Annotated in this window: 22 protein-coding genes and 1 pseudogene; 8 read left to right on the top strand and 15 right to left on the bottom strand. The window is 66.3% G+C overall.

All coding sequences use genetic code 11. From position 1 onward, the window contains the following. The first annotated feature begins 68 nt into the window (after nucleotides 1-68). Nucleotides 69-1,181 (top strand): NAD(P)-dependent alcohol dehydrogenase, encoded by a 1,113-nt coding sequence (locus U5919_RS00340; RefSeq protein WP_336021548.1) that lies wholly within the window; start codon nucleotides 69-71, stop codon nucleotides 1,179-1,181. Nucleotides 1,182-1,235: 54 nt separating this feature from the next. Here U5919_RS00340 and U5919_RS00335 read toward each other — a convergent pair whose 3' ends face one another. From U5919_RS00335 to U5919_RS00315, 5 genes are all read right to left on the bottom strand, one after another. After that, nucleotides 1,236-2,117 (bottom strand): EamA family transporter, encoded by an 882-nt coding sequence (locus tag U5919_RS00335; protein ID WP_336021547.1) that lies wholly within the window; start codon nucleotides 2,115-2,117, stop codon nucleotides 1,236-1,238. 111 nt (nucleotides 2,118-2,228) lie between these two features. Continuing rightward, on the bottom strand, nucleotides 2,229-2,828 hold the full coding sequence (locus U5919_RS00330) for a DUF7411 family protein (protein WP_336021546.1): 600 nt from the start codon (nucleotides 2,826-2,828) through the stop codon (nucleotides 2,229-2,231). A gap of 7 nt (nucleotides 2,829-2,835) precedes the next feature. Continuing rightward, nucleotides 2,836-3,198 (bottom strand): DNA-binding protein, encoded by a 363-nt coding sequence (locus tag U5919_RS00325; protein ID WP_336021545.1) that lies wholly within the window; start codon nucleotides 3,196-3,198, stop codon nucleotides 2,836-2,838. Between the two features lie 66 nt (nucleotides 3,199-3,264). Further along, nucleotides 3,265-3,720 carry a 30S ribosomal protein S19e gene (locus U5919_RS00320; protein ID WP_336021544.1) on the bottom strand — a complete coding sequence of 152 codons (456 nt, stop codon included), beginning with the start codon at nucleotides 3,718-3,720 and terminating at the stop codon, nucleotides 3,265-3,267. Nucleotides 3,721-3,859: 139 nt separating this feature from the next. After that, nucleotides 3,860-4,909: a lysylphosphatidylglycerol synthase transmembrane domain-containing protein gene (locus U5919_RS00315; RefSeq protein WP_336021543.1), complete on the bottom strand. Its 1,050-nt coding sequence runs from the start codon at nucleotides 4,907-4,909 to the stop codon at nucleotides 3,860-3,862. Nucleotides 4,910-5,029: 120 nt separating this feature from the next. On the opposite strand from U5919_RS00315, the gene thiL reads away from it, so the two are divergent. Next, nucleotides 5,030-5,902: a thiamine-phosphate kinase gene (gene thiL / locus U5919_RS00310; RefSeq protein WP_336021542.1), complete on the top strand. Its 873-nt coding sequence runs from the start codon at nucleotides 5,030-5,032 to the stop codon at nucleotides 5,900-5,902. A gap of 40 nt (nucleotides 5,903-5,942) precedes the next feature. Further along, nucleotides 5,943-6,341 (top strand): hypothetical protein, encoded by a 399-nt coding sequence (locus U5919_RS00305; protein WP_336021541.1) that lies wholly within the window; start codon nucleotides 5,943-5,945, stop codon nucleotides 6,339-6,341. Here U5919_RS00305 and U5919_RS00300 read toward each other — a convergent pair. The 3 genes from U5919_RS00300 to U5919_RS00290 form a co-directional block, all read right to left on the bottom strand. Then, nucleotides 6,243-7,382: a site-2 protease family protein gene (locus U5919_RS00300; RefSeq protein WP_336021540.1), complete on the bottom strand. Its 1,140-nt coding sequence runs from the start codon at nucleotides 7,380-7,382 to the stop codon at nucleotides 6,243-6,245. The genes U5919_RS00305 and U5919_RS00300 overlap by 99 nt on opposite strands. A 162-nt stretch (nucleotides 7,383-7,544) precedes the next feature. After that, nucleotides 7,545-7,814 (bottom strand): DUF7123 family protein, encoded by a 270-nt coding sequence (locus tag U5919_RS00295; RefSeq protein ID WP_336021539.1) that lies wholly within the window; start codon nucleotides 7,812-7,814, stop codon nucleotides 7,545-7,547. Nucleotides 7,815-8,120: 306 nt separating this feature from the next. Further along, nucleotides 8,121-8,906: a molybdopterin synthase gene (locus U5919_RS00290; protein ID WP_336021538.1), complete on the bottom strand. Its 786-nt coding sequence runs from the start codon at nucleotides 8,904-8,906 to the stop codon at nucleotides 8,121-8,123. Nucleotides 8,907-9,063: 157 nt separating this feature from the next. Between U5919_RS00290 and pyrH the strand changes: the two genes are divergently transcribed. The 3 genes from pyrH to U5919_RS00275 all read left to right on the top strand — a co-directional run bounded on the left by pyrH (nucleotide 9,064) and on the right by U5919_RS00275 (nucleotide 13,485). Beyond that, nucleotides 9,064-9,783 (top strand): UMP kinase, encoded by a 720-nt coding sequence (gene pyrH / locus U5919_RS00285; protein WP_336021537.1) that lies wholly within the window; start codon nucleotides 9,064-9,066, stop codon nucleotides 9,781-9,783. A 3-nt stretch (nucleotides 9,784-9,786) separates the two neighbouring features. Further along, nucleotides 9,787-11,463: a lysine--tRNA ligase gene (lysS, locus tag U5919_RS00280; protein WP_336021536.1), complete on the top strand. Its 1,677-nt coding sequence runs from the start codon at nucleotides 9,787-9,789 to the stop codon at nucleotides 11,461-11,463. Between the two features lie 204 nt (nucleotides 11,464-11,667). After that, entirely contained in the window at nucleotides 11,668-13,485 is a 1,818-nt protein-coding gene (locus U5919_RS00275) for a site-2 protease family protein (protein ID WP_336021535.1), read from the top strand. 80 nt (nucleotides 13,486-13,565) lie between these two features. On the opposite strand, the gene U5919_RS00270 is transcribed toward U5919_RS00275, so the two are convergent. Beyond that, nucleotides 13,566-13,829 carry a HalOD1 output domain-containing protein gene (locus U5919_RS00270; RefSeq protein WP_336021534.1) on the bottom strand — a complete coding sequence of 88 codons (264 nt, stop codon included), beginning with the start codon at nucleotides 13,827-13,829 and terminating at the stop codon, nucleotides 13,566-13,568. A 114-nt stretch (nucleotides 13,830-13,943) separates the two neighbouring features. Between U5919_RS00270 and U5919_RS00265 the strand changes: the two genes are divergently transcribed. Continuing rightward, nucleotides 13,944-15,524, top strand: coding sequence for a heme-binding protein (locus U5919_RS00265; protein WP_336021533.1), 1,581 nt, complete (start codon nucleotides 13,944-13,946; stop codon nucleotides 15,522-15,524). Between the two features lie 138 nt (nucleotides 15,525-15,662). Here U5919_RS00265 and U5919_RS00260 read toward each other — a convergent pair whose 3' ends face one another. From U5919_RS00260 to U5919_RS00235, 6 genes and pseudogenes are all read right to left on the bottom strand, one after another. Beyond that, nucleotides 15,663-15,848 (bottom strand): hypothetical protein, encoded by a 186-nt coding sequence (locus U5919_RS00260; protein ID WP_336021532.1) that lies wholly within the window; start codon nucleotides 15,846-15,848, stop codon nucleotides 15,663-15,665. 1 nt (nucleotide 15,849) lies between these two features. Further along, the gene (locus tag U5919_RS00255; protein WP_336021531.1) at nucleotides 15,850-16,932 is read right to left on the bottom strand and encodes an aldo/keto reductase; all 1,083 of its coding nucleotides are present in this window, start codon (nucleotides 16,930-16,932) and stop codon (nucleotides 15,850-15,852) included. A 432-nt stretch (nucleotides 16,933-17,364) separates the two neighbouring features. Next, nucleotides 17,365-19,161: an oligoendopeptidase F gene (gene pepF / locus U5919_RS00250; protein ID WP_336021530.1), complete on the bottom strand. Its 1,797-nt coding sequence runs from the start codon at nucleotides 19,159-19,161 to the stop codon at nucleotides 17,365-17,367. 90 nt (nucleotides 19,162-19,251) lie between these two features. Next, a complete protein-coding gene (locus U5919_RS00245) occupies nucleotides 19,252-19,680 on the bottom strand; it encodes a DUF7112 family protein (RefSeq protein WP_336021529.1) in 429 nt (142 codons plus the stop codon). A 189-nt stretch (nucleotides 19,681-19,869) separates the two neighbouring features. After that, nucleotides 19,870-20,283: pseudogene (locus tag U5919_RS00240) on the bottom strand (30S ribosomal protein S6e); the annotation flags it as partial. Nucleotides 20,284-20,409: 126 nt separating this feature from the next. Further along, complete coding sequence (locus U5919_RS00235) at nucleotides 20,410-21,504, bottom strand: aminopeptidase (protein WP_336021528.1); 1,095 nt, start codon at nucleotides 21,502-21,504, stop codon at nucleotides 20,410-20,412. Between the two features lie 61 nt (nucleotides 21,505-21,565). Here U5919_RS00235 and U5919_RS00230 point away from each other — a divergent pair, with 61 nt between their 5' ends. Then, on the top strand, nucleotides 21,566-22,480 hold the full coding sequence (locus tag U5919_RS00230) for an ATP-grasp domain-containing protein (RefSeq protein ID WP_336021527.1): 915 nt from the start codon (nucleotides 21,566-21,568) through the stop codon (nucleotides 22,478-22,480). Nucleotides 22,481-22,484: the final 4 nt, after the last annotated feature.

Genomic DNA, 22,484 nt, shown 5'->3' with positions numbered 1-22,484 from the left:
ACGACCCGAATGGACAGCGATTGAACTGGAAAGAACGCTTATCCGTTTCCCTTCGCTGATATGTACCGATGGAGATCAAAGCAGCCGTGGTCAACGAGGAGGGAGGACCGTTCACGATCGAGAGCGTCGAGCTGAGCGAGCCGCAGGCCAACGAGGTACTCGTTCGCGTCGTCGGTGCCGGCGTGTGCCACACGGATATGATCGTCCGGGACCAGCTGTATCCAACGCCGCTACCGGCCGTGCTCGGCCACGAGGGATCGGGCGTCGTCGAGGCGGTCGGCGACGCGGTCACCGAGGTCGAACCGGGCGATCGCGTGGTGCTGAGCTTCGACTACGACGACGAGTGCTCCAGCTGTCACGCCGGTCACCCGGCCTACTGCGAGGACTTCTTCGCGCACAACTTCGGCGGGAGGCGGCCGGAGGACGGGAGCTCGCCGCTCTCGCGCGGTGACGAAGCGCTCAGCGGGCGCTTCTTCGGACAGTCGTCGTTCGCGACGCACGCGATCGCCACCGAACGCAACGTCGTCGCCGTCGACGACGACGTTCCGCTCGAACTCCTCGGACCGCTCGGATGCGGCGTCCAGACCGGGGCCGGCGCGGTGATCAACACGCTCGACCCGCGGGCGGGCTCGTCGATTGCCGTCTTCGGCGCGGGATCGGTCGGCCTCTCCGCGGTGATGGCGGCGAACCTCACGGGGTGCACCGACATCGTCTCGATCGACATCAAGGGCAACCGCTTGGAGAAGGCCGAGGAACTGGGGGCGACGGCGACCGTCAACCCCGAGTCCGTCGACGACGTCGTCGAGGCCGTCCGGGAGGTTACCGGCGGCGGCCCCGACTACGCCGTCGAGACGACGGGCGTCGCCGACGTGGCCGAGCAGGCCGTGGATACCCTCACTCAGCGCGGTACGCTCGCCGTCGTCGGCGCTCCCGCGCTGGGAACGCGCGCCGGTTACGACGTCAACGACCTCATCCTGAACGGCCGGTCGATCACGGGCGTCGTCGAGGGCGACAGCAACCCCAAGGAGTTCATTCCGGACCTCATCGAGCTGTACCGACAGGGGAAGTTCCCCTTCGACGAACTCGTGACGTACTACGACTTCGAGGAGATCGAGCAGGCCGTCGAGGACTCCGAAGAGGGAAGCAGTATCAAGCCGGTGCTCCGCGTCAGCGAGCCCTGACCGGAACGCCCCCACGCCCCCCGCTCGGCGCTCGACGACAGTCCGACCAGCCAGTCACGTCGCGATCAGGCCGACGCCGACGACGGCGAGCGCGGCCGCGGCGAGTCGAATCCCGAAGGAGTCCTCGCGGAGGATAATCCCACCGAGAATCACCGCGACCACCGCCTGCGTGTTGATGATCGGCGACGCGATCGACGCGGGAACGGTCGACAGCGCCAGCGACGTCGCGTGTTCGCCGAGAGCGACGCCCCCGCCCGCGAGCACGAACCTCGGGAGCGCGTCGCGAATCGGGACCCACTCGCGGGCCGCGAGCGGCAGCACGACGACGAGCACGCCGCCGAGCACCGTCGGAACCCACAGTTCGAGCGGGAATCCGAGCTCCTGTAGCGCGACCCGCTTGCCGACGTCGCTGACGGCGAAGATCGCCGCGCTCAACAGGCCGAGTTGGGCCGCTCGCGACGACGCCGCCTTCCGAATCGGATCGAGCAGGGAGCCGGTGCGGTAGTTCGCGACGTAGACCGCGAGCGTGGCGACCACGACCCCGGTCACCTGCAGCGGCGTGAGGTGCTCGTGCAGGAACACCACCTCGATCGGGAGGACGAACACGGGGACGATCTTGCTGATCGGTGCGACGTAGGAGACCTCGCCGCGTTCGAGCGCCCAGAGGAACACCAGCAACGCCGCCGCCGTTGCGACGATGGTTCCGACGACGAGCGCCCCCTCGGCGACGCCGAATGAGGAGAGCGAGGGGACGTCAGCCGGGGCCGTGCGAGAGATCGTGAGAGGGAGGTACCACAGAACCGCGGTCGCGTTTATCCCGACGGTGATGACCGTGCTGGGATACCCCTCGAAGTACTGCTTGAGGACGAAGATGTACGTTCCCCAGACGAGCGCCGCGAAGAGGGCGTAGCCGATACCGGGAGAGACGGAGAACACGTTCTGACGTGACCCACACCGGGAGAAATGTGTTCGGATTCGAGATCGAATCTCCTCGGTCGACAGCGACGGCGGAGGTGTCGGTGTACGCGCTGTCGCTCGGTGTCGTCGCTAAGCGCTGTCACGCAGTCCCCGCACGTACGATTGCTCGTGGTCGGGGAACACCGATCCGATCGCGTCTTGACCCTCGGTCTCCGCGAGGAGGGCCCGCAACTCCGCCTCGTAGTCGCCCTTCGGGATCTGTGCGGAGGGCCCCGTTTCGACCGTCAGCCGCTCCTCGACCAGCCGATCCACCGCGTTCCGACCCAGCCCGGCCAGCGGCGAGAGGTAGTCGACGCCGTGTCTGTCTTCGAGGCTCTGCGCCTGCGCTCGCGAGATCGTCGGTACCCGATCGTCGCGGCGAGTCCCGTCGGCGACGGCGTCGACGTCGAGTTCCGCGACCCGTTCGAGCGCGTGTTCGTGGACGCGCTGGATGCCGTTTCGCGGGTAGCCGTCGTCGCGCATCCGCTCGACGGCCGCCTCGGCGACCGAGCGGTCGAGGTCGACGACCTCGAAGGGGTAGCCCAAGCGATCTGCCGCCGCTTCGGCGTGTTTCCAGTCGTCCGTAACCCCGAAGTGGCCGGTGACGAGCCGGACGTCGTAAAACGAGTCGAGAAACAGCGCGGCGAGCGTCGAGTCTTTCCCGCCGCTGTAGAGGAGTGCGAGATCCACGAGTGCGCTATCGACGGCGGATGTCGAAGCTCTTCGATTCGGGCTGGAGCTCGCGGAGCAGATCCTTCATCTGTTCTTCGTCGATTCGGTCCTGGATGCGGCCGCTCTGTGCGAGCGCGAGCACCTGCTTTTTCACCGACTCCGCGAAGTCGGGCTTCGACATCTCGACGGCGTTGAGCCGCTGTCGCGCGCCGTCGGTCAGGTACTGTTTCAGCATCGCATCCTGCTGGGCCTCCGCCTGCTCGCGGGCGGCCTCTTGGGCGGCCTCGTTGGAACCGCCTCCGCTCTGCCCCTCGGCTTGGTCGCGGAGCTGCTGCATCTTCTTTTCGCGCAGTTCCTCCAGTCGGTCGTCGTCGGGGTTTCCACTCATCGTTGTAGGATTCTGTCGCAGCGCTAAAAACGGTTACGTCGTTCAGCCTCGAACTGCAGATCGCGCCTACGCGTAGCGTTCGAGTTCCGGCCGGTCGAGTTCCTCGAGCACGTCGGCGGCGGCGTTGTCGAGGAAGCTCTGGCCCTCGCTGGTGATGCGGCGGCCCTGACCCTTCGCCGTCTCGACGAGGCCCTCCTCTTCGAGCTGCTGGAGCGCCTCGCGGATGATCTTCTTGCTGCCCGGCGCGGAGCTGTTACCGGAGACGCGGTACCGGTTGGTGCCGCGCTTGCGGCCGCCGTACTCCGTCGAGAGTCGGTCGACGCCGATCGGGCCTTCCTTCGCGACCTTGCGGAGGAGCGACGCCGAGCGGACGTACCAGAAGTCGTCCTGCTCGGGCGGGAGTTCGCGGGTCTCGCCGGTCTTGGCGAACTCGATCCAGTCGGGCTCCTCGATTCGATCCGCGAGGCGGTCGGCGACGTCCTCGATGAGGGCGTCGGCCGGAACGTCGTAGACACTTACCATAGGTACTCGTTCCTGTCCGCGTCGTTTAAAGCCATCGTATCGGTCCTACGGCGCGTGAGACGGACTCTCAGACGATCTGGGATCGGCGACGAACCGTGAATTCGGCACGGACCGCGACCGCCCGGCGCAACGCTCGGATTCACGGGCCGCTTCGCCTGATTCCGACGCCGCTCCCGATCCACGCGACGACGAATCCGCCGATGGCTGTCGGGATCCAGTAGACCGCTCCGCGGAAGATAACGACGGCGGCGACGGCGGTCGATTCCGTCACCTGCGGGAGCGGCGCGGCCAGAAGCAACAACACGAGTACGGTTTCGATGCCGCCCGCACCGCCGGGTAGCGGCGTCACGCCCGCGATCGCCGCGATCGGAACGACGACGAGCGCGATCGAGAGTCGCACGTCGACGCCGATCGCGGCGAAGGCCAGCCAGAGGCCGACCATCTGAAACAGCCATCCGGCGGTCGACGCCGCGAGCGCGACCGCGAGTCCCCGGGGGTTCGAGGCGATCCGTTCGATCGCGCGGAAGAAGCCGTTGATCCGGTGCTCGATTCCCTCGGGCGTCGGCACCGGGACCCGCGGAACCCGGTCGGCCACCGATCGGATGACCGGCGTCAACGCGGCGATAACGCGTGATTCCAGCCGGTATCGGCGCTTCCAGCCGACATAGATGAGCGTCGGAACGACCACCGCGAGCGCGGCGACGGCACCGATCGCCCCGAGGAGGTTCTCGTTCGTGCCGAGCGCGACCTCCGAGGCGAAGTAGCCCGCCCCGACGAGCGCGATCGTGATCGAGGGCACGAAGTTCAGTGTGTCGACGCTCGCGATGGCGGCGAGGCTGCGCTCGTACTCGGCGTCGGCGACGCGGGAGATGAGGTACGCCGTCACCGGCTCGCCGCCCGCCTGTCCGAACGGCGTGATGTTGTTCGAGAACGTCGCCCCGGAGAACACCAGAAACGACGACAGATACGACACGTCGACGTCGAGCACGTGGAGTACGGTGTTCAGCGAGACGCTCCACGCCGCGAGCCACGCGAGCGTGACGGCGGCGATAAGGCCGAGGTAGACCGGGTCGGCGCGGGCGAGCGTCGAGACGAGTTCGTCGACGCCCGCGAAGGAGAACAACAGGGCGAAGACGCCGACGGCCGCGAGAAACCCGAGAATCGTCGCCGGGAGGTTCTCGCGGATCATAGTACACCGTCCGTTCGTCCCGGCATCAAGCCATCGAAACAGTGCCCGCGAGCGGAAGGTGTCGCCGCCACGAACGGCGCGTGACGTCGGCTTTTTGCCCGCCCGGACCGCACGAGTGCTATGGACGAACGATCGGCGCTCCGTCGCCTCGCGGCGGCGCTTCCGACCGCCGGCGACGACGCCGCCGTCGTGGACGGCCTCGTCGTGACGATCGATATGCTCCACGAGTCGGCGGACTTCCCGCCGGGGACGACACGCTACACGGCCGGCTGGCGGGCCGTCGGCGCGTCGCTGTCGGACGTCGCCGCGATGGGTGCGTCAGCGACGGCCGCGGTCGCCGCGTACGCCGCGCCGACGCTCGAGGAGTCCGAACTCGACGCGTTCGTCGACGGCGCAGTCGACGTCTGTGAGTCCGTCGACGCCGAGTACGTCGGCGGCGACCTCGACACCACGGCGGAGTTCACGGTCTCGACGACGGCACTCGGCGAAACTGACGCCCCGGTCCGCCGCTCGGGGGCGAACCCGGGTGACGTGATCTGCGTGACCGGCGCGCTCGGCCGGACTGCCGCGGGTCTGCGGGCGTTCGAGGCCGGCGACGCCGAGCGCGGGAACGACCTCTTTCGGTTTTCGCCGCGCGTCGCCGCGGGCGTCGCGCTCGCGCCGCACGCGACCGCGATGATGGATTCCTCCGACGGCCTCGCGCGGTCGCTCCACCAGCTCGCGGAGGCCTCCGGTGTCGGCTTCGACGTCTCGTGGGAGGCGGTTCCGGTCCACGACGCCGTCATCGATTACGCCGCGGACGACGCCGATACGCGACGGATGGCGACGACGGTCGGCGAGGATTTCGAGCTCGTGTGCACGCTTCCGGCCGACGCCGTCGACGACGTCCGGAGCGAGGTGTCGGTGCCGCTCACGGTCGTCGGCGACGTCGTCGACGAGGGCGTCAAAATGGACGGTGAGCCGCTCGCCGACGAGGGGTATACGCACGAATAGAGCACCAAGTTCTAATGCCGTCGCGCGAGATGGGTGATCGATGCCCTCCCGCCGCCCGTTCATCGACGCCGAAACCGGCTCGGTCGACAGGAATCAGCTCCTCGCAGAAGCCGTCCCGCTCGCGAAACTCATCCTGTCAGTCGTTGCCGTGGCTGCAGTGCCGTTCGCGATCGCATTCTTGCTCGGATTCTCGATCTTCGGACGGGTATTCGCCCTTATCGGGCAGTTCGTCCTCGCGGTCGGCACCGGAATCGTCCTGCTGTATATCGTCGTTCGGGGGATCGATCTCGCCAGCGTTCCGCAACGTGGGGACCGTCGGGAACGGCCGGGATCGTCCCGCTCAGACCGACATCACTTCGACGGGGACGAGCAGGAAACAGAGCGCGCCGAGCGCGAACGTCGCGATCCCGACGGCGAGTCGCGCGGTTCCGATCGGTGAGTCGTCGACGGGGTGCGCCGGTCCCTTGAACGCGACGAGAGCCGAGAGCAACCCCCAGAAACCCCACAGACCGACCGACTCGTTCAGCGAGTAGCCGAGGCCGTAGTAGAGGTACGCCGCGAGGCCGAACAGCACCGCCGGAACGATCGCCGCGACGCGCTCTTGGGACTCGCCCAGCATCGCCCGGAGGACGTGGCCGCCGTCCAACTGACCGACCGGCAGGAGGTTCAGCACGGTGAAGAACATCCCGACCCAGCCGCCGATAACGACCGGGTTGACCGCCGTCGACGGATCGGCGTACTCGGTCGGTCGACCGAGGACGCCCGCGATGAGGTCCAAGAGCGGCGGGTTGTTGAACACGATCACCTGTCCGGAGTTCTGTATCGCCCATTCGGGGACCGTGATCGGCGGCAGCGAGAGGCCGATCGCGGTGACGGCGACCGTCGCCGCGAGTCCGGCGAGCGGCCCCGCGACGCCGATGTCGAAGAGCGCCTTCCGGTCGGGCATCTGCCCGCGCATCCGGATGACAGCGCCGAGCGTCCCGAACGGGAAGATAAACGGGATCACGTACGGCAGGGAGACGTCGACGCCGTGGTATCGACCCATCGCGTAGTGGCCGAGTTCGTGCGTCGCGAGCACGCCGAGAATGGCCGCCGTGAACGGCCACGCCTGGAAGAGCAGTATCGGGTCGGCGAGGAGTTCCGAAAACGGGGTGTAATACCACGTCAGCGAGCCGACGAGCAGTGTCGAGAGGACCGTCGCCGCGAAGAGCGCGACGTTCTTCCACGGGATCCCGTCGACGCCGTGACTGATCGGACGGGCGATGACGACGTCCTCGTCTCCGCCGCGCGTCGAGGCGACCTGAATTTCGTACCCCGCCTCGCGGAACGGCGTCCACACCTCCTCGATCAGCATCCGCTCGGGTACCAGCGACTCGCCGAAGAACAGCACGCGGTCGCCGTCGCGTTGGGCCTCGTGGAGGTGAAAGACCGTTTGCAGGGACTCGATCGGTGGTTCGCCCACCGATTCCGGGGTTTCCATTACCTCACGATACGGAGTACGGCCGGATAAACGCCACGACAGTACGCCCGTCGTCGGCGCTTTCGTCCGGTGAAAACCCGGTGTAGCGACTAATCGGTCGGAAAACCGAAAATAGGGTTCAGGGCGGCGTGGGGAACACACCGCGGGCCGTCGGGGAGGGCGTCAGGCCGAATCCTGTGTCGGTTCGATCCGCCACGTGGTCGCGCTCGTGTACGACCACTTCTCGACGGTCAGCTCCGAGGCGGAATCGCGCAGTTTCACCATCAGCGCGCCGATCTCCTTCGGCGAGAGGCCGACCTCGTCGGCGATGAACTTCGATTTGAAGTACATCTCGCCGTCCTGTGCCTTCGCGAGCAGGTACGACTTCAGTCGCTCCTCTTTGGACGGATCGTCGCTGACTGGTTCGGTGGAGGGTGTCGCGGTTGCGCTCATCTGTGTGACCTCATCCACGCCTTGTCGCCGGGAGAGTATATAAACGGAGGAACGTTAGGTGCAATTCGGTTCTGTTTAGCGATAAGTGGTGGTAAAATCAATAGTTCAACAGCTACGAAACTCAGTTAAAAATTTTATACACTCCTCTAAGAATTTATTTCATACTCTTGAATGAAGAATATATACGGTAGCGAACACGGCGAAATCGGCGGTTTGAGAGATTATTTCTGACTCAATTCTTCGAAAAAATATATTTCGACTCCGGTTTGAGAGAGAGAGAGAGGCAAGACAAGGGCGACGCACCGATCACTGCTTGTCGTGGACCCAGAAGTCCTCCTCGACGGTCGTCTCGTGTTTGAAGATCGGGACCTCGTCCTTCAGCCGGTTGATGCCGTCGGAGACCGTCTCGAACGCCTCCTCGCGGTGGCCCGCGAGCACGACGACGAAAACGATGTCCTCGCCAGATTCGATCGTTCCCGTCCGGTGGAACATCGCGACTTCCTCGACGCCGTCGCGCTCCATAAGCTCCGATTCGATCGAGCGAAGCCGCTCCTCGGCGACGCCCTCGTACTTCTCGAAGGTCAGGCTGAGCGTCTCGGCGTCGTCGTCGCCGTCTTTGGTCCGAACGCGACCCGTGAAAGTCGCGATAGCGCCCGCGTGCGAGGCTCGGGGCGACGCCTTCACCCGTTCGACGAGCGTTTCGAGCGTGACGCGCGGTTCGGCCACCGCGAGCGCGTCGATCGCCTCGCCGACGTCGACGGCGTCCGCGGTGTCGGCTTCGATCGTCGGATCCTCGACATCGGCATCGCCGAGCGCGACCGTCGGGACGTCGGCGTCGGTGAATCCGGCGAGGAGGGCGTGGTCGTACGTCGCCGCGAGGTCGTCGAGGATGCCGTCGAGCGTTCGGTCCGCGCCCGCGGCCGTCCACGTGCCGTCGGAAGCGAGTTCGTAGACTGTGTCGACGTCGCCGTCGGGTGCACTCGGTGAGCCCTCTATCCGGTGCTCGACGATGGCAACGCGGCCGTCGAGGTGCGCGGCGAGGTGCTCGCAGAGCGATCGCGCCTCCGGCCCGACGATACCGAGTAGTTGCATACTCCGAAATCGGGGCGTCGACCGGCTTGATACTGTCGGCTGTGACAGCCACCACCGCTCCCCAACGCGCGTCAGTCGCGCCGCAGCGGCCGCGGACGGATTCGCCGTCATTCTCGGTTGACAACCCTTAAGCCCGGTTCGCAGCAACGACGGTGTAATGAGAGTCGTCGTTTCTATCGGGGGGAGCGTTCTCGCCCCCGACCTCGACGCCCAACGGGTCGAGGGACACGCAGCGGTGGTCGAGACGCTCGTAGACGAGGGCTGTGAGATCGGTGCGGTCGTCGGCGGCGGCGGCGTCGCCCGCGATTACATCGGGACGGCCCGCGAGTTGGGCGCAAACGAGGTCCAGTTGGACCAGATCGGCATCGACGTGACCCGCATCAACGCCCGACTGCTCATCGCTTCGCTCGGGGCGAACGTCGATCCGAAGGTCGCGCGCGACTACGAGGACGCCGGGGACGCGATCCGCCGCGGCGACATCTCCGTGATGGGCGGCGTGATGCCCGGTCAGACCACCGACGCGGTCGCCGCCGCGCTCGCCGAGTACGTCGACGCGGACCTCCTCGTCTACGCGACGAGCGTCGACGGCGTCTACAGCGCCGATCCGAGTACCGACGCTGACGCGGAGAAGTACCGGACGCTTACCGGGCGCGAACTCGTCGACGTGATCGCGCCGATGAGCCGCGACGCGGGCGCGTCCGCGCCGGTCGACCTGCTGGCCGCGAAGTTGATCGAGCGCTCGGAGATGCGGACGATCGTGCTCGACGGCACCGATCCCGGGCGGATCGAGAGCGCCGTGCTCCGCGGCGAGCACGACGGGACCGACATCGTGCCGAACGGCGTCGAGGGCGAACCCACCTACTGGGCGCAGGGGTGAGCGATGTCCGGGGAAGCAACCGCTGGTGACGACCGCGGCGTCGATGGCAGCGACGGCGACGACCGCGACGGCAGCGACGGGCCTCGACACGCGTTCTGGGCCGACGAGGTCGCAGACGAGATCGAAGCCAGAGAGCCCGAGGATCCGATCGTTATCAAAGGCGGCGTCTCTCCCTCCGGAGTCGCACACTTGGGCAACTTCAACGAGATTATGCGCGGGTACTTCGTCGCCGCGGTGCTGCGCGAACGCGGTCACGAGGTCCGGCAGGTGTTCACCAGCGACGACCGCGACCCGCTGCGGAAGCTCCCTCGAAAGCTCGCGGACGTCGACGGCACCATCGTCGGCCTCGGCGACGTCGACGCGGGCGCGCTCGGTCGAAACTTAGGCAAGCCATACACCGACATCCCCGACCCCTTCGGCGAGTCGGAGTCGTACGCGGCGCACTTCGCCGCGCTGCTGAAGGCCGACGCGGATCGGCTCGGAATCGAGGTAGAAATGCTCTCGAACACCGAAATGTACGAGGAGGGGACATTCGACGATGTCGTCAAACACGTCCTCGAACATGTCGACAGCGCGCGAGAGGTACTCTCGAAGTACCAATCGAAGGTCGACGCCGACTACGTGCCGTTCAACCCGGTCTGTGAGAACTGTGGGAAAATCACCGAGACGGTCACATCGGTCGACGTCGACGCCGGGACCGTCGAGTACGTCTGTACGGATATGACCGTCGGCGACAACACCATCGAGGGGTGCGGCCACGAGGGGACGGCGTCGTTCCGCGACGGGAAGCTCCCGTGGCGCTTCGAGTGGCCCGCCCAGTGGCAGGTCCTCGGTGTCGACTTCGAGCCGTTCGGAAAGGACCACGCCGAGGGGTCGTGGCCCTCCGGCGAGGACATCGCGCGCAACGTCCTCGAGATCGAGCCGCCGGTCCCGATGGTCTACGAGTGGTTCACGCTCAACGGCGAGGCGCTGTCTTCGTCGGCCGGGAACATCGTCACCGTCGCGGAGATGCTCGATCTGCTGGAGCCGGAGGTCCTGAAGTACTTCTTCGCTCTCAACCCGCGGAAGGCGCGCGATCTCGACGTCTCCCGGCTGGATCAACTCGTCGACGACTTCGACCGTTTCGAGCGGGCGTACTTCGGCGACGTCGACGACGAGGCGCTCACCGCGTTCGCAGAGCGGGCGTATCCCTTCGTCGTCGACGAAGTCCGCGAGGAACGCGTCCGCCTACCGTACACCTTCGCGGCCGTTCTCGGGATGACAGACGACCGCGACCTGCGGATCGAGATGGCCCGAAACGAGGGGTACTTCGACGACAATACCCCAGAATGGGCGATCGAGGAGGCGCTCGAACGGGTCGATCGGGCGCGCGCGTGGGCCGTGCGCGAGGACAACGCCTACAACTACCGGCTCCAAGAGGAACTTCCCGACGTCGACTTCGACGCCGACGTCGCCGCCGCGCTCGACGATCTCGCGGCGTACGTCGAAGCGGGTCGCGACGGCGAGGAGATTCAGGGGGAGATGTACGAGACGGCCAGAGCTCACGGGGTCGAGATCGGCGACTTCTTCGACGCCGGTTATCTGCTCTTCTTCGACCAGCCGCAGGGCCCGAGACTGGGAGAGTTCCTCGGCGAACTCGACACGGCGTTCGTCGTCGCCAGATTGCGCCGCGAGTCGTAGCGGAGGCGGTGCGGGGCTGTTGCGGTAGCGGAGGCAGTGGGGCGGTACGGAAACCACCAGTGATTGTACCGCGAGGGTCGCCGTGGCGACCCTCGCGGGAAGTTTTTCCCTCCAGGTTTTTGCACGGAGGGGTCCGCAGGACCCCTCCACAGTAAAAAGGTGGATGAGGAACACCTTTTTGCGCGCATCACTTTGCTCCTCTCAATGAATACGCTTCTGTGGGTGCTCGTCGGCCTCACCGCGTACTCGGCGGCCGCGTTGTATCTCTCCCAGCGCGGATTGTTGCCCGACTCGGTCCGCGTGCAGGGGCCGTTCACGACGGTACACACCAAGCGCGGGCGCGAGTTCATCGACTGGGTCGCGACGCCGAAGCGGTTCTGGCGCGCGTGGAGCAACCTCGGCGTCGGCGCGGCGCTGGTAATCATGGCGGGGATGTTCTTTTTCCTCCTCGTTCAGGGGATCGCGATCGCGAGGGATCCGCCCGCCCCCTCGACAGTAAATCAGCCGCAGAACTTCCTCGTCATCCCCGGCCTCAACGACTTCCTGCCGCTTTCTGTCGCCCCCGAGATCGTGTTCGGGCTCCTCGTCGGCCTCGTCGTCCACGAGGGGGGTCACGGAATCCTCTGTCGCGTCGAGGGGATCGACATCGACTCGATGGGGATATTTCTGTTCACCATCATCCCACTCGGCGCGTTCGTCCAGCCGGACGAGGAGAGCCAGCGGGAGGCGAGCCGCGGCGGTCGGACGCGGATGTTCGCCGCGGGCGTGACGAACAACTTCTTCGTGACGTTCCTCGCGTTCGCGCTGCTCTTCGGCCCGGTGATCGCGAGCGTCGGGGTCGCACCCGGGATGGCCGTGCAGGGCGCATACGGAGGCTCGCCGGCCGCGGAGGCGGGGGTCGCACAGGGCGACCGGATCACCGCCGTCGGCGGCGCGCCAGTCGGCAATGAGACCTCACTGGACGATGTGCTGCTGTCGATCGACGAGCGAACCGTGGCGGTCGAACTCGACGGCGGCGAGAGCGCCGCCGGCAGAGAGGCGCGGACGGTCGACGTCGAACGCGCCCTCGTCGTGACCGGATCCGTCGCCGGCAACCCCGCGAATATCAGCGTCGCGGAGGAGGACGAGCCGATCTCGGTCACCGCCGTCAACGGATCGCCCGTGTACACGCGCGTCGGCTTCGCTGACGCGGTCGGCGAGGACCGATTCGCCGAACTGGAGACCGAGCGCGGGACCGTGACGATCCCGGTCGGCGCGTATCTCATCCAAGTCGCCGAGGACGGCCCGCTGGCGGCTTCGGGCGCACCGACCGAACCGGGCGTGATCGTGACCGCGATCGACGGTGAGCGCGTCGTCTCCTCGACCGAACTCACGCGCGCGCTCGACGGGAGCGAGCCGGGAGAGACGGTGGCCGTCGAGGTGTATCACGACGGCGAACTCGACACCTACGAGGTGACGCTCGGCGAGAACCCCCAAGACGGCAGCGGCTTCCTCGGCGTCAATATCTTCCCGGGGACGAGCGGGTTGCTGCTGACTGATTTCGGCGTTCAGTCCTACCCGGCGGGCACGTACCTCGAACTGCTCGGCGGCGACGGCGGTCCCGACGCGGCCGGGCTGTCGGGTGCCGTCGGCGACTCACCGCTCGCGGCGGTGTACATCTCGCTGGTGTTGCCGCTTGCGTCGCTCGTGCTTGGCATTCCGAACTTCCCCGGGTTCACCGCCAGCGTGTTCAACTTCTACAGCATCGGCGGCCCGCTGGGCTTCCTCGGGACCGGCGTGTTCGTCCTCGCCAACGTGTCCTTCTGGATGGGCTGGATCAACCTCCAACTCGGGCTGTTCAACTGCATTCCGGGCTATCCGCTGGACGGCGGTCGCATCCTCCGGACGAGCGTCGAGGCGGTCGTCTCTCGGCTTCCCGTGACGGATCGGAACCGCGTGGTGAGCACGATCACGACCGGCGTGGGCGTGACGATGCTGCTGTCGTTGCTGCTTCTGCTCTTCGGCCCGACGCTTCTCGGGTGAGTCGGCGAAGCGACCCAACGTAGCGCCAACTGAACGAAAAAACGAGCCCGAAGCGGGATCAACCGGCGTCGGCGGCGCGATCAGGAATTACTGACGGCGACTTGCGCTGCGGGGCCCTCGGTCGATTCGTCCGCGACGCTGACTGATCCATCGCTGCCGACGGTGATGTCGCGGTCCGCGTAGGCGAACGTGATCTCGCCGCTGGACATCGTTTCGACGACCGTCTCCAATGCGTCGGGATCGATCGCATCGAACAACGGCGGGAGGTCGATTTCGTCGCTCTCGGTCGCGATTGCGACGCGTTCGATAACTCGTTCAGCGACAGGACTTCGCTTCTGCGGCATAACGTCTCAACGTGGGGGATTCACTTAAAGGTGTGTCAGACGGTCACAGTGAATCGGATCGAGGTTCGAGAACGACTCGCAACGTCCATACGGGTGGCGTGCGAACGCCGACGTATGCCAGAGGCCCCACCAACCGACGAGGGCTGGTTCGTGCTGCACGACTTCCGGACCGTCGACTGGGACGCGTGGCGGGACGCGCCCGAGCGGGAACGCGAGCGCGCGGTTCGGGAAGGGACCGAATACCTCAGCCGTCACGAGGAGATTGCAGACGCCGACGAGGGTGACTCCGCGGTTTTCTCGGTGATCGGCCACAAGGCCGACCTGCTCGTCGTCCACTTTCGACCGACGCTCGACGACCTCTCGCGCGCCGAGCGACAGTTCGAGCGGACCGCGTTCGCTGGATTCACCGAGCAGCCGACCTCCTACGTCTCCGTCACCGAAATTTCGGGTTACACCAGTCCCGACTACTTCGAGGACCCCGAATCGGTCGACGAGGGTCTGCGACGCTACATGGAGGGCAAAAAGACGCCGGAGATTCCCGAAGACGAGTACGTCTCCTTCTACCCGATGTCGAAGCGCCGCGGCGAGGAGCACAACTGGTACGACCTCTCCTTCGAGGAGCGCGCGGACCTGATGGCGACGCACGCCGAGACCGGCAAGGAGTACGCCGGGAAGATCAAACAGGTCATCGCCTCCTCGGTCGGCTTCGACGACTACGAGTGGGGCGTGACGCTGTTCTCGGACGATCCGACGCACATCAAGGACATCGTCTACGATATGCGCTTCGACGAGGTATCCTCGAAGTACGGCGAGTTCGGCCAGTTCTACGTCGGCCGTCGCTTCCCGCCGACGGATCTCGGCGCGTACCTCGCGGGCGATGGCGTGCCGACGAGCGAACACGGCGAGGGCGGGAACTCACACCCCGAAAGCACGCACGGGGGCGACCACCCGCACGGCAATGGAGACGCCCACGGCGAGGCGCACGGGCACGCTCACGGTGACGCCGCCCACGGCGGGAGCGAGAACGGCCACGGCGGTCACGGCGGGGGAAGCGCACACGGCGACTCGCCGCACGGCGAGGGGGCCGGAGCGAACGCCGGCGACGGCGTCGAAGACGACATCCGCGCGGAACTCGCCGATCTGAACATCTACGCCGGGCAACCGCACGGCGAGGACGTGTACGCGACGGTCCTCTACTCGGAGGCCGACAGCGACGAACTGTTCGAGGAGGTGACGGGACTGCGCGCGAATTTCGATCACTACGAAACGCACGTCAAGACCGCAGTCTACGAGGCCCACGGCGGGGACCGAAGCGCCGTCGTGAGCATCTGGGAGACCCAGTCGGCGGCGGAGACTGCCGCCGGATTTCTCTCGGAACTCCCCGAAATCGTCTCTCGGGCCGGCGAGGAATCCGGCTTCGGCACGATGGGGATGTTCTACACGGTCAAACCCGAGCACCACGGGGACTTCGTCGACACGTTCGGCACCGTCGGCGCGCTCCTCGACGAGATGGAGGGCCACCAAGACACCGATCTGATGATGAACGTCGAAGACGAGAACGACATGTTCATCTCCAGCCAGTGGGACGCCCGCGAGAACGCGATGGAGTTCTTCCGCTCCGAGGAGTTCCGCGAGACGGTTCAGTGGGGCCGCGACGTGCTCGCCGACCGACCGCGACACGTCTTCCTAGCGTAGACCGGACGTTCTCTTTTTTAAACCGTCTGACGCGTCTGCGACTGCAGCGTCAGACGCGACGCAGTGTGTCGGTTTCGAAGCGAAACGAAGGGGTTGAGAAACGGGCAGTTCAGAGAAACGGCGTGCTTTCGGGGCGGATCATCGATAACGGCGGTACGCGAGCGCGCCGGCGACGCCAGTCAGGAGGGTCAGCTCATCCCACGGCGACGGGTCGGTCTGGCGCGCTCGGGCGTCGCGACGGACCCACGCGGCGAGTGCGACGTGAGCGACCGCGGTGATCGCGACGAACGCCGCCGTTCGCGAGGTCGGGGATTCGAGCGCCACGTCAGTCCGACGACGCGGAGTTTCGGGGACCGGCAGTCGCCCGCTTGTCGATACCGGCGGCGCGGATGTCCTCGCCGCCCACGGAGGAGCGCAGTTCGTCCATCCCGTCCTCGCAGTCGATCTCGAAGTTCGCCTCGTAGAGATCGGCGACGCGGGCCAGTTCCGCTTCGGAGAGCTTCGGCACGTCGCTGGCGGCGGCCCACTCGGTGATGTCCTCCTTGGTGTGGAACGTCGGCGTCACGGTCGCGACCTCGTCGTGGCTGAGGAGGTACGCGATGGCCGCTTGGCCCATCGTTCGCTCGCCCTCGCGTTCGAGGAAGCGCAGCGTCTCGAGCTTCTCCCAGCCCGTCTCGTACCACGCGTCGGGGCGGAAGCCGCGGTGGTCGTCGAGGTCGTGGCCCGTCTCGGGTGTCACCTGCTCGTTCAGGAGGCCCGAGGAGTGCGGAACGCGCGGAATTAGGCTGGTCGACGAGCCCGTCTCCTCGATGGTGTCGAGGAAGTGATTTCCAACGTCTTGCTCGAAGAGGTTCCAGACGAGTTGGACGGCGTCGAACTCCTCTTTTATCGCCATATCTCCCTCGGCGAGCCAGCCGATCGACGGCCCGAGCGCCCAACCGGTCGCGCGCACGAGGCCTTCCTCTTTGAGTTCGTCGAGCGCTTCGAGGACGTCGGCGTCGACCTCGTCGACGTTCGCGTTGTGCAGTTGTAAGACGTCGACGTACTCCATTCCGAGTCGATCGAGGCTCTTCTCGGTCGCCGAGCGGACCCACTCGCCGGTGATCTCTTTCGGCAGTTCGCCGTGGCCCGCTTGCGGGTGGTTGTAGAAGTCGTAGCCGACCTTCGTCGCGACGGTCACGTCGTCACGATACTCGGCGAGCGCCTCGCCGAGGAGTTCCTCGCTATCGCCGTGACCGTAGACGTCGCCGGTGTCGAAGTAGGTGACCCCCTCGTCGATCGCGTGGTGGATCAGTTCGATCGAGTCCTCGCGCGTGCGGTCGCCCCACCAGTCGGTTCCGACGACCCACGCGCCGAATCCGACCTCGCTCACTTCGACGTCGGAGTCGCCCAGCGTCTGGAAGTTCATAGTCGAACGTTGGGCGGCGTTTTATTGAGAGTGTCGCCTGCTCTCGGCGAGCGAGAAGCGCCCCGAACGACGGTGGTGGTTCTCACGCGTGCACCCCGCTCGTACGCGAACACGCCACCCCCCGAACGCGGATTTAAGTGCGATGACGAGGCCAACGCCGCCGTGACGTAGCAGAGACCCCGCGTCGGGCCGCGGTCTCGCCGCGTTTGCAACTGGTTTGCGTCCGATCGCACGCGGACGTGCGATCGACGTCCGCAGACTCGCAAACGCGGCGAGGTTCGGCACGTCGACGCGGGATCGACAGCGACGGCGGCGCGCCTCCGACGGCGAAGCGGAGGCGCGTACGAGGGCGTCGTCGCGAGTCGCGAGCGGGTGCCGACTGTTCGCCCACGCGTAGCCGACAAGCGAGGAGTCGGACGGGGAGCCGCGGCGCTACTGCTCCAGCAGATCGGCGATCCGGTCAAGATAGCCGTCGTAGACGCCGATAGCCGACTCGATCGGCTCCGAGGACGTCATATCGACGCCCGCGGTTTCGAGGACGTCGATCGGGTACTCCGAACCACCGAGTGCCAACGCTTCGCGGTACGCCGACGCCGCATCCTCACCGTCTTCGAGGATCCGTTCGACGATCGCGACAGCAGCAGAAATGCCCGTCGCGTACTGGTAGACGTAGTAGTTGTAGTAGAAGTGCGGGATGCGCATCCACTCGCGGTCGATCCGGTCATCGACGGCGGCCGGTTCGTAGAACCGCGATTTGAGGTCGCGGTAGGTCTCGTCGAACCGCTCGGGCGTGAGCGCGCCGTCGTCCTCGGCGATCTCGTGGATCTGCTGCTCGAAGTCCGCGAACATCGTCTGCCGGAAGAGCGTCGAGCGGAAGCGTTCGAGGTACTCGTCGAGGACGTGCATCCGCAGTTCGTCGTCCTCGACCGTCTCGAGGAGGTGATGCGTCAGAAGCGTCTCGTTGACCGTCGAGGCGACCTCCGCGACGAAGATCGTGTAGTCGGCGTACTGCCACGGCTGGGCGTCCTTCGCGAGTTCGGAGTGCAGCGAGTGGCCGAGTTCGTGCGCCAGCGTGAACATCGAGGCGATGTCGTCCTGGTAGTTCATCAGAATGAACGGCTGGGTGTCGTAGGTGCCCGAGGAGAACGCGCCGGAGCGTTTCCCGCGGTTCTCGTAGACGTCGACCCAGCGGGAGTCCAGTCCCTCGGCGACGCGCTCCTGATACGCCTCGCCGAGCGGCGCGACCGCCTCAACGATGAACTCTGACGCCTGCTGGTACGTGATCTCCGGCCCCTCGTCGCCGCTCAGCGACAGATACAGGTCCCACATCCGGAGTTCGTCGACGTCGAGCGCCTCGCGCTTCAGCTCGGCGTGTCGGTGCAGACTGTCGAGGTTATCGTGAACGGTGTCGACCAGCGTGTCGTACACCTCGACCGGGACGTTGGGTCCGTCGAGCGCCGCCGCCCGAGCGGTCTCGTAGTTCCGTGCACGGGCGTACTTGACGTCTTTTCGGACGCTGTTCTTCAGCGACGTCCCGACCGCGTTGCGGACGTCGGCCCACTCGTCGTAGAACTGCTCGTAGACCTCCCGGCGGAAGTCCCGGTCGGGGTGTTTCTGCAGCTTCGTGAAGTTGCCCTGCGAGATCTCCACCGACTCGCCGTCGGGACGCTCGACCGTCGGGAACGTCATATCGGCGTTCGAGAGCATCCCGTAGATGTCGGAGGACGCGCCCGCGACCTCGCCCAGTTCCGCCAGCAGTTCCTCGACCTCTGCCGACCGGGTGTGCGGTTTCATCCGCAGAACGTCGTCGAAGTAGTGCTCGTACTGCGCGAGCGCGGGTTCCCGCTCGAGGAACGACTCGACGTCGGACGCTTCGAGCCGCTGCAGTTCCGGTTCGAGGAAACTCACCGCCGACTGCGTCGCCGACGCGAGCGACTCGGATTTCGCGTTCATCGCTTGGTACTCCTGATTTCGGGTGTCTTCGGCGCTCCGAAGGGTCGCGTAGCTGCTGACTTGTGCGACCTCGCGGAGGAGCTCCTCCTGCAGTTCGAGGAGTTCCAACAGCGTCTCGGGACTCTCGGTCGCCCGCCCCTCGTACGCGCGGAGGTCCTCAACGCGCTCTCTGACGGACTCGTAGGCGTCTTCCCACGCCTCGTCGTCGGCGTAGATGCTCGTGAGGTCCCACGTGTCCTCGACGTCGATCTCGCTTCGCTCGGGAACCTGACCCATAGGGGAAAAAGCCGTGGCGACGTGGTAAGAGTTACTCACCCGGCGACTGTCGGGACCGCCGATGAGCGGCCACCGAAGCTATCCGTCGCCTCACTCGCCGAGCTTCGAGGCGATGTCCGAGAGCGACTGGTTCGGACGGCGGGGAACGTCGTAGACGACGCGCTCCCCCGGTTCGCGGAGCCCGTAACAGAACCCCTGATCGAGTTCGTCGAGTTCGACCGCATCACCCGGGCCGCGGTCGTGCGTCTCACACCACTCGACGAGCCGGTTCTCACCCTCGCCGGGTTCGCGGGCCAGTCGCTGGTTGTCGTACGACCCGCGGAGAAGCAGCCCGTTCGCGTCGGAAGAGACCCGCGCGTGCGTCGTCGTGCCATCGAGCAACAGGCGAACGGTGTCGCCTTTCTCGACGGCGACATCGTCGGGGAGTCGAAGACAGGGTCGTCTGGTGCCGCCGCTCCGAGCGAGCGACGCGCGGAGGCTCCGCACGGAGTCGTGATCGCTCGGAATGCGTTCGGACACGGAGGGTTACTCTTCGTCGTCCTCGTCGCCGTCCGCGTCGGCAGCTTCTTCATCGTCGTCCGCGTCGGCAGCTTCTTCATCGTCGTCCGCGTCGGCAGCTTCTTCATCGTCGTCCGCGTCGGCAGCTTCTTCGTCGTCGTCCGCCTCGGCGTCTTCCTCGTCGGCTTCAGGTTCGCCGGCTTCGTCTGCATCCGTCTCAGCCTCGTCCTCGCCCGCTTCGTCCTCTTCGACCGCATCGTCTTCGTCGTCGCCGGCGATCGTGCCGTCGACGAGCGATGCGTTGACCTGCGCGGTGGCGTCGGTTATCTGTCGGCCGCGGACCGTCACCCGCTTGCGCTCGCCGTCACGCGAGGGCTTGTAGCCCACGCCGCCCTCGAGGAGGAGCTCCTTTAGGTTCGCGCCGGCGACGTCGGCGCGCATCGGACGGCCCGCCTCGTCGGAGCCGCCGGTGAGTTCCAGCGCCTGCCCGTCGAGGCCGACGGCACCGCCGTCGACCTCGTCGCCGAGCTCGCGCCCGATGAATCGGTTCGCGTCCTGTCCGTCGACCTCGAACTGCTCTGTGTGTCCGGTCCCGTCGGAGACGACGACCTTGAATTCAGCCATAGACGGGAGGAGACGGCCGTCGATAAAAAGTACGTCGAAAGCGACTCCCGCCCGAACGCGACCGAGAGGAGCCGATTGGGGGGTATCGAAGCCGATTGGGAACGCCGCATACCATCTCCGCTCCGATTAGGGCTCGAACCCGTCTTCCCAACGAAACCGGCCGTTTCGCTGGACGACCTCGCCGTCGATTTCGAGCCGCGAGTTCTCGCTGACGTCGGTGATGAGGTCGACGTGGACCGCCGAGTCGTTACCCGACTCGCCCTCGGGGAGACACGCGTCGTACGCGCGCCCGAGCGCGAGATGGACCGTATCGCCCATCTTCTCGTCGAAGAGGATGTTGTCGGTTATCCGATCTATCCCGCGGTTCATCCCGATCCCGAGTTCTCCGAGCCGAGGCGCCCCCTCGTCGGTGTCGAGCAGGTCGGCGATGGTGTTCTCGCCGCTCTCGGCGCTGAAGTCGACGACGCGGCCGTCCTCGAACCGGAGCCACACGTCACGGACGCGTGCGCCGGAGATGGTCATCGGGACGTCGAAGACGACCTCGCCCTCGGTGTCGTACGGCGCGGTGAACACCTCTCCGGACGGGAGGTTGTGCGAGTCGTAGGCGACCGACGCCGCGGAGTTGATCGCGTTCCGCCCCTCGATCGACATCCGGAGGTCGGTGCGCTCGCTCACGAGATGGACCTCATTGCCGTCGTCGAGGAGCTGCTTCAGCTGCGCCATCTCCTCGGCGAGCGCCTCCCAGTCGCGGAGAATCGCCTCGTAGACGAAGTCCCGGTACGCCTCGTAGGACATCCCGGCCTGTTGAGCGAGCGCACGCGTCGGATGGACCGTCGACATCCAGTCGGTCGCCATCCGCGCCTCCCTGATCGGCTGCTTCGCGCGGGCGGCCGCTTGGCGGGTCTCGCCGTCGACGTCCGCGGTCGCGAACGTGTTGCGGCCGCCGCCGAGGATGAGCACCGAATCGGCGCGCTCGTAGAGCGCGAGTTCGTGTTCAGAGGTCTCGAAGTCTCCCGCGTGTGCGCGGAGGTACGCGCGGGAAACTTCCTCGGAGGCGTACGTCGTCACGACGTTCGCGCCGCGCGCTCCGAGCGCCTCCGCCACGGCGACAGCAAGGTCGTGCGCGCCCTCGGCGACGCTGAGGACGACGTCGTCGCCCGATTCGATGCGCGCGCTCCAGTCGACGAGCGTCTCGGCGTGCTCGCGGATGCGGTTGTCCATACGCCTCCCTCGTCGACCGCGGTCAAAAACGCTTATCGCCCGACGCGGCCGAGCCCCGAGCGTGACATCCATCGCCCTGGCGACAGCCCCCGATCTGCCCGACCTCGTCGACGACGACACCTCGTTTCTGGCCGCGTTGCGCGAGCAGAGCGTGAACGCATCGGTCGAGATCTGGTCCGACGAGTCGGTCGCGTGGGGCGACTTCGACGCGGTCCTCGTCAGATCGATCTGGGACTACTACCGTCATCCCGAGGCGTTCGCCGCGTGGATCGACCGGCTCGAAACGATCGAGACGACAGTGTTGAACACCCCCGAGACGCTGCGGTGGAATCGCCACAAGTTCTACCTCCGAGATCTCGAAGCTCGCGGCGTCGACACGCTGCCGACAGCGTACCTCGAACGCGGCGAAGAGATCTCACTCGCAGCGATCTTCGAGAGCCGAGGGTGGGGCGAAGCCGTCGTCAAACCCGCGGTGAGCGCGGGCGCGTTCCGGACGAAGCGGATCGCACGCGACGACGCTGCCGACGAGCAGGCGTGGTTCGAGGGGCTGCTCGCCGACCGCGACGTGCTCGTCCAAGCGTTCGCCGACGGGATCGGCGAGGGCGAGTGGTCGCTGGTCTTCTTCGACGGCGAGTACAGTCACTCCGTTCTCAAACGCCCCAAGCCCGGTGACTTCCGCGTACAGGAGGATCACGGCGGGAGCGTCGACGCCGGGACGCCGAGCAAGTCGCTGCGGGTCCAAGCGAACGAGGTCGTCGACGCGGTGACGAAAGAACTCGGCGGGACAGTGCCGCTGTACGCCCGCGTCGATGGGATCACAGCTTCTGATGGACAAAACAGGCAGGCAGCGGGTGAAGTGGCAAATCCCGCCGACTTCCGACTGCTGGAAGTCGAGCTCATCGAGCCGGAGCTGTTCTTTCGCGTCGACGACGGCTCCGGAGATCGGCTCGCGGACGCGCTTCTCGACCGGCTGTAGTTCC

This window comes from Halobellus sp. LT62 (assembly GCF_037031285.1).
GTDB lineage: Archaea > Halobacteriota > Halobacteria > Halobacteriales > Haloferacaceae > Haloquadratum > Haloquadratum salinisoli.
Note: the sequence above shows the minus strand (reverse complement) of the source record. Positions and strands in the feature narration are given on the sequence as shown.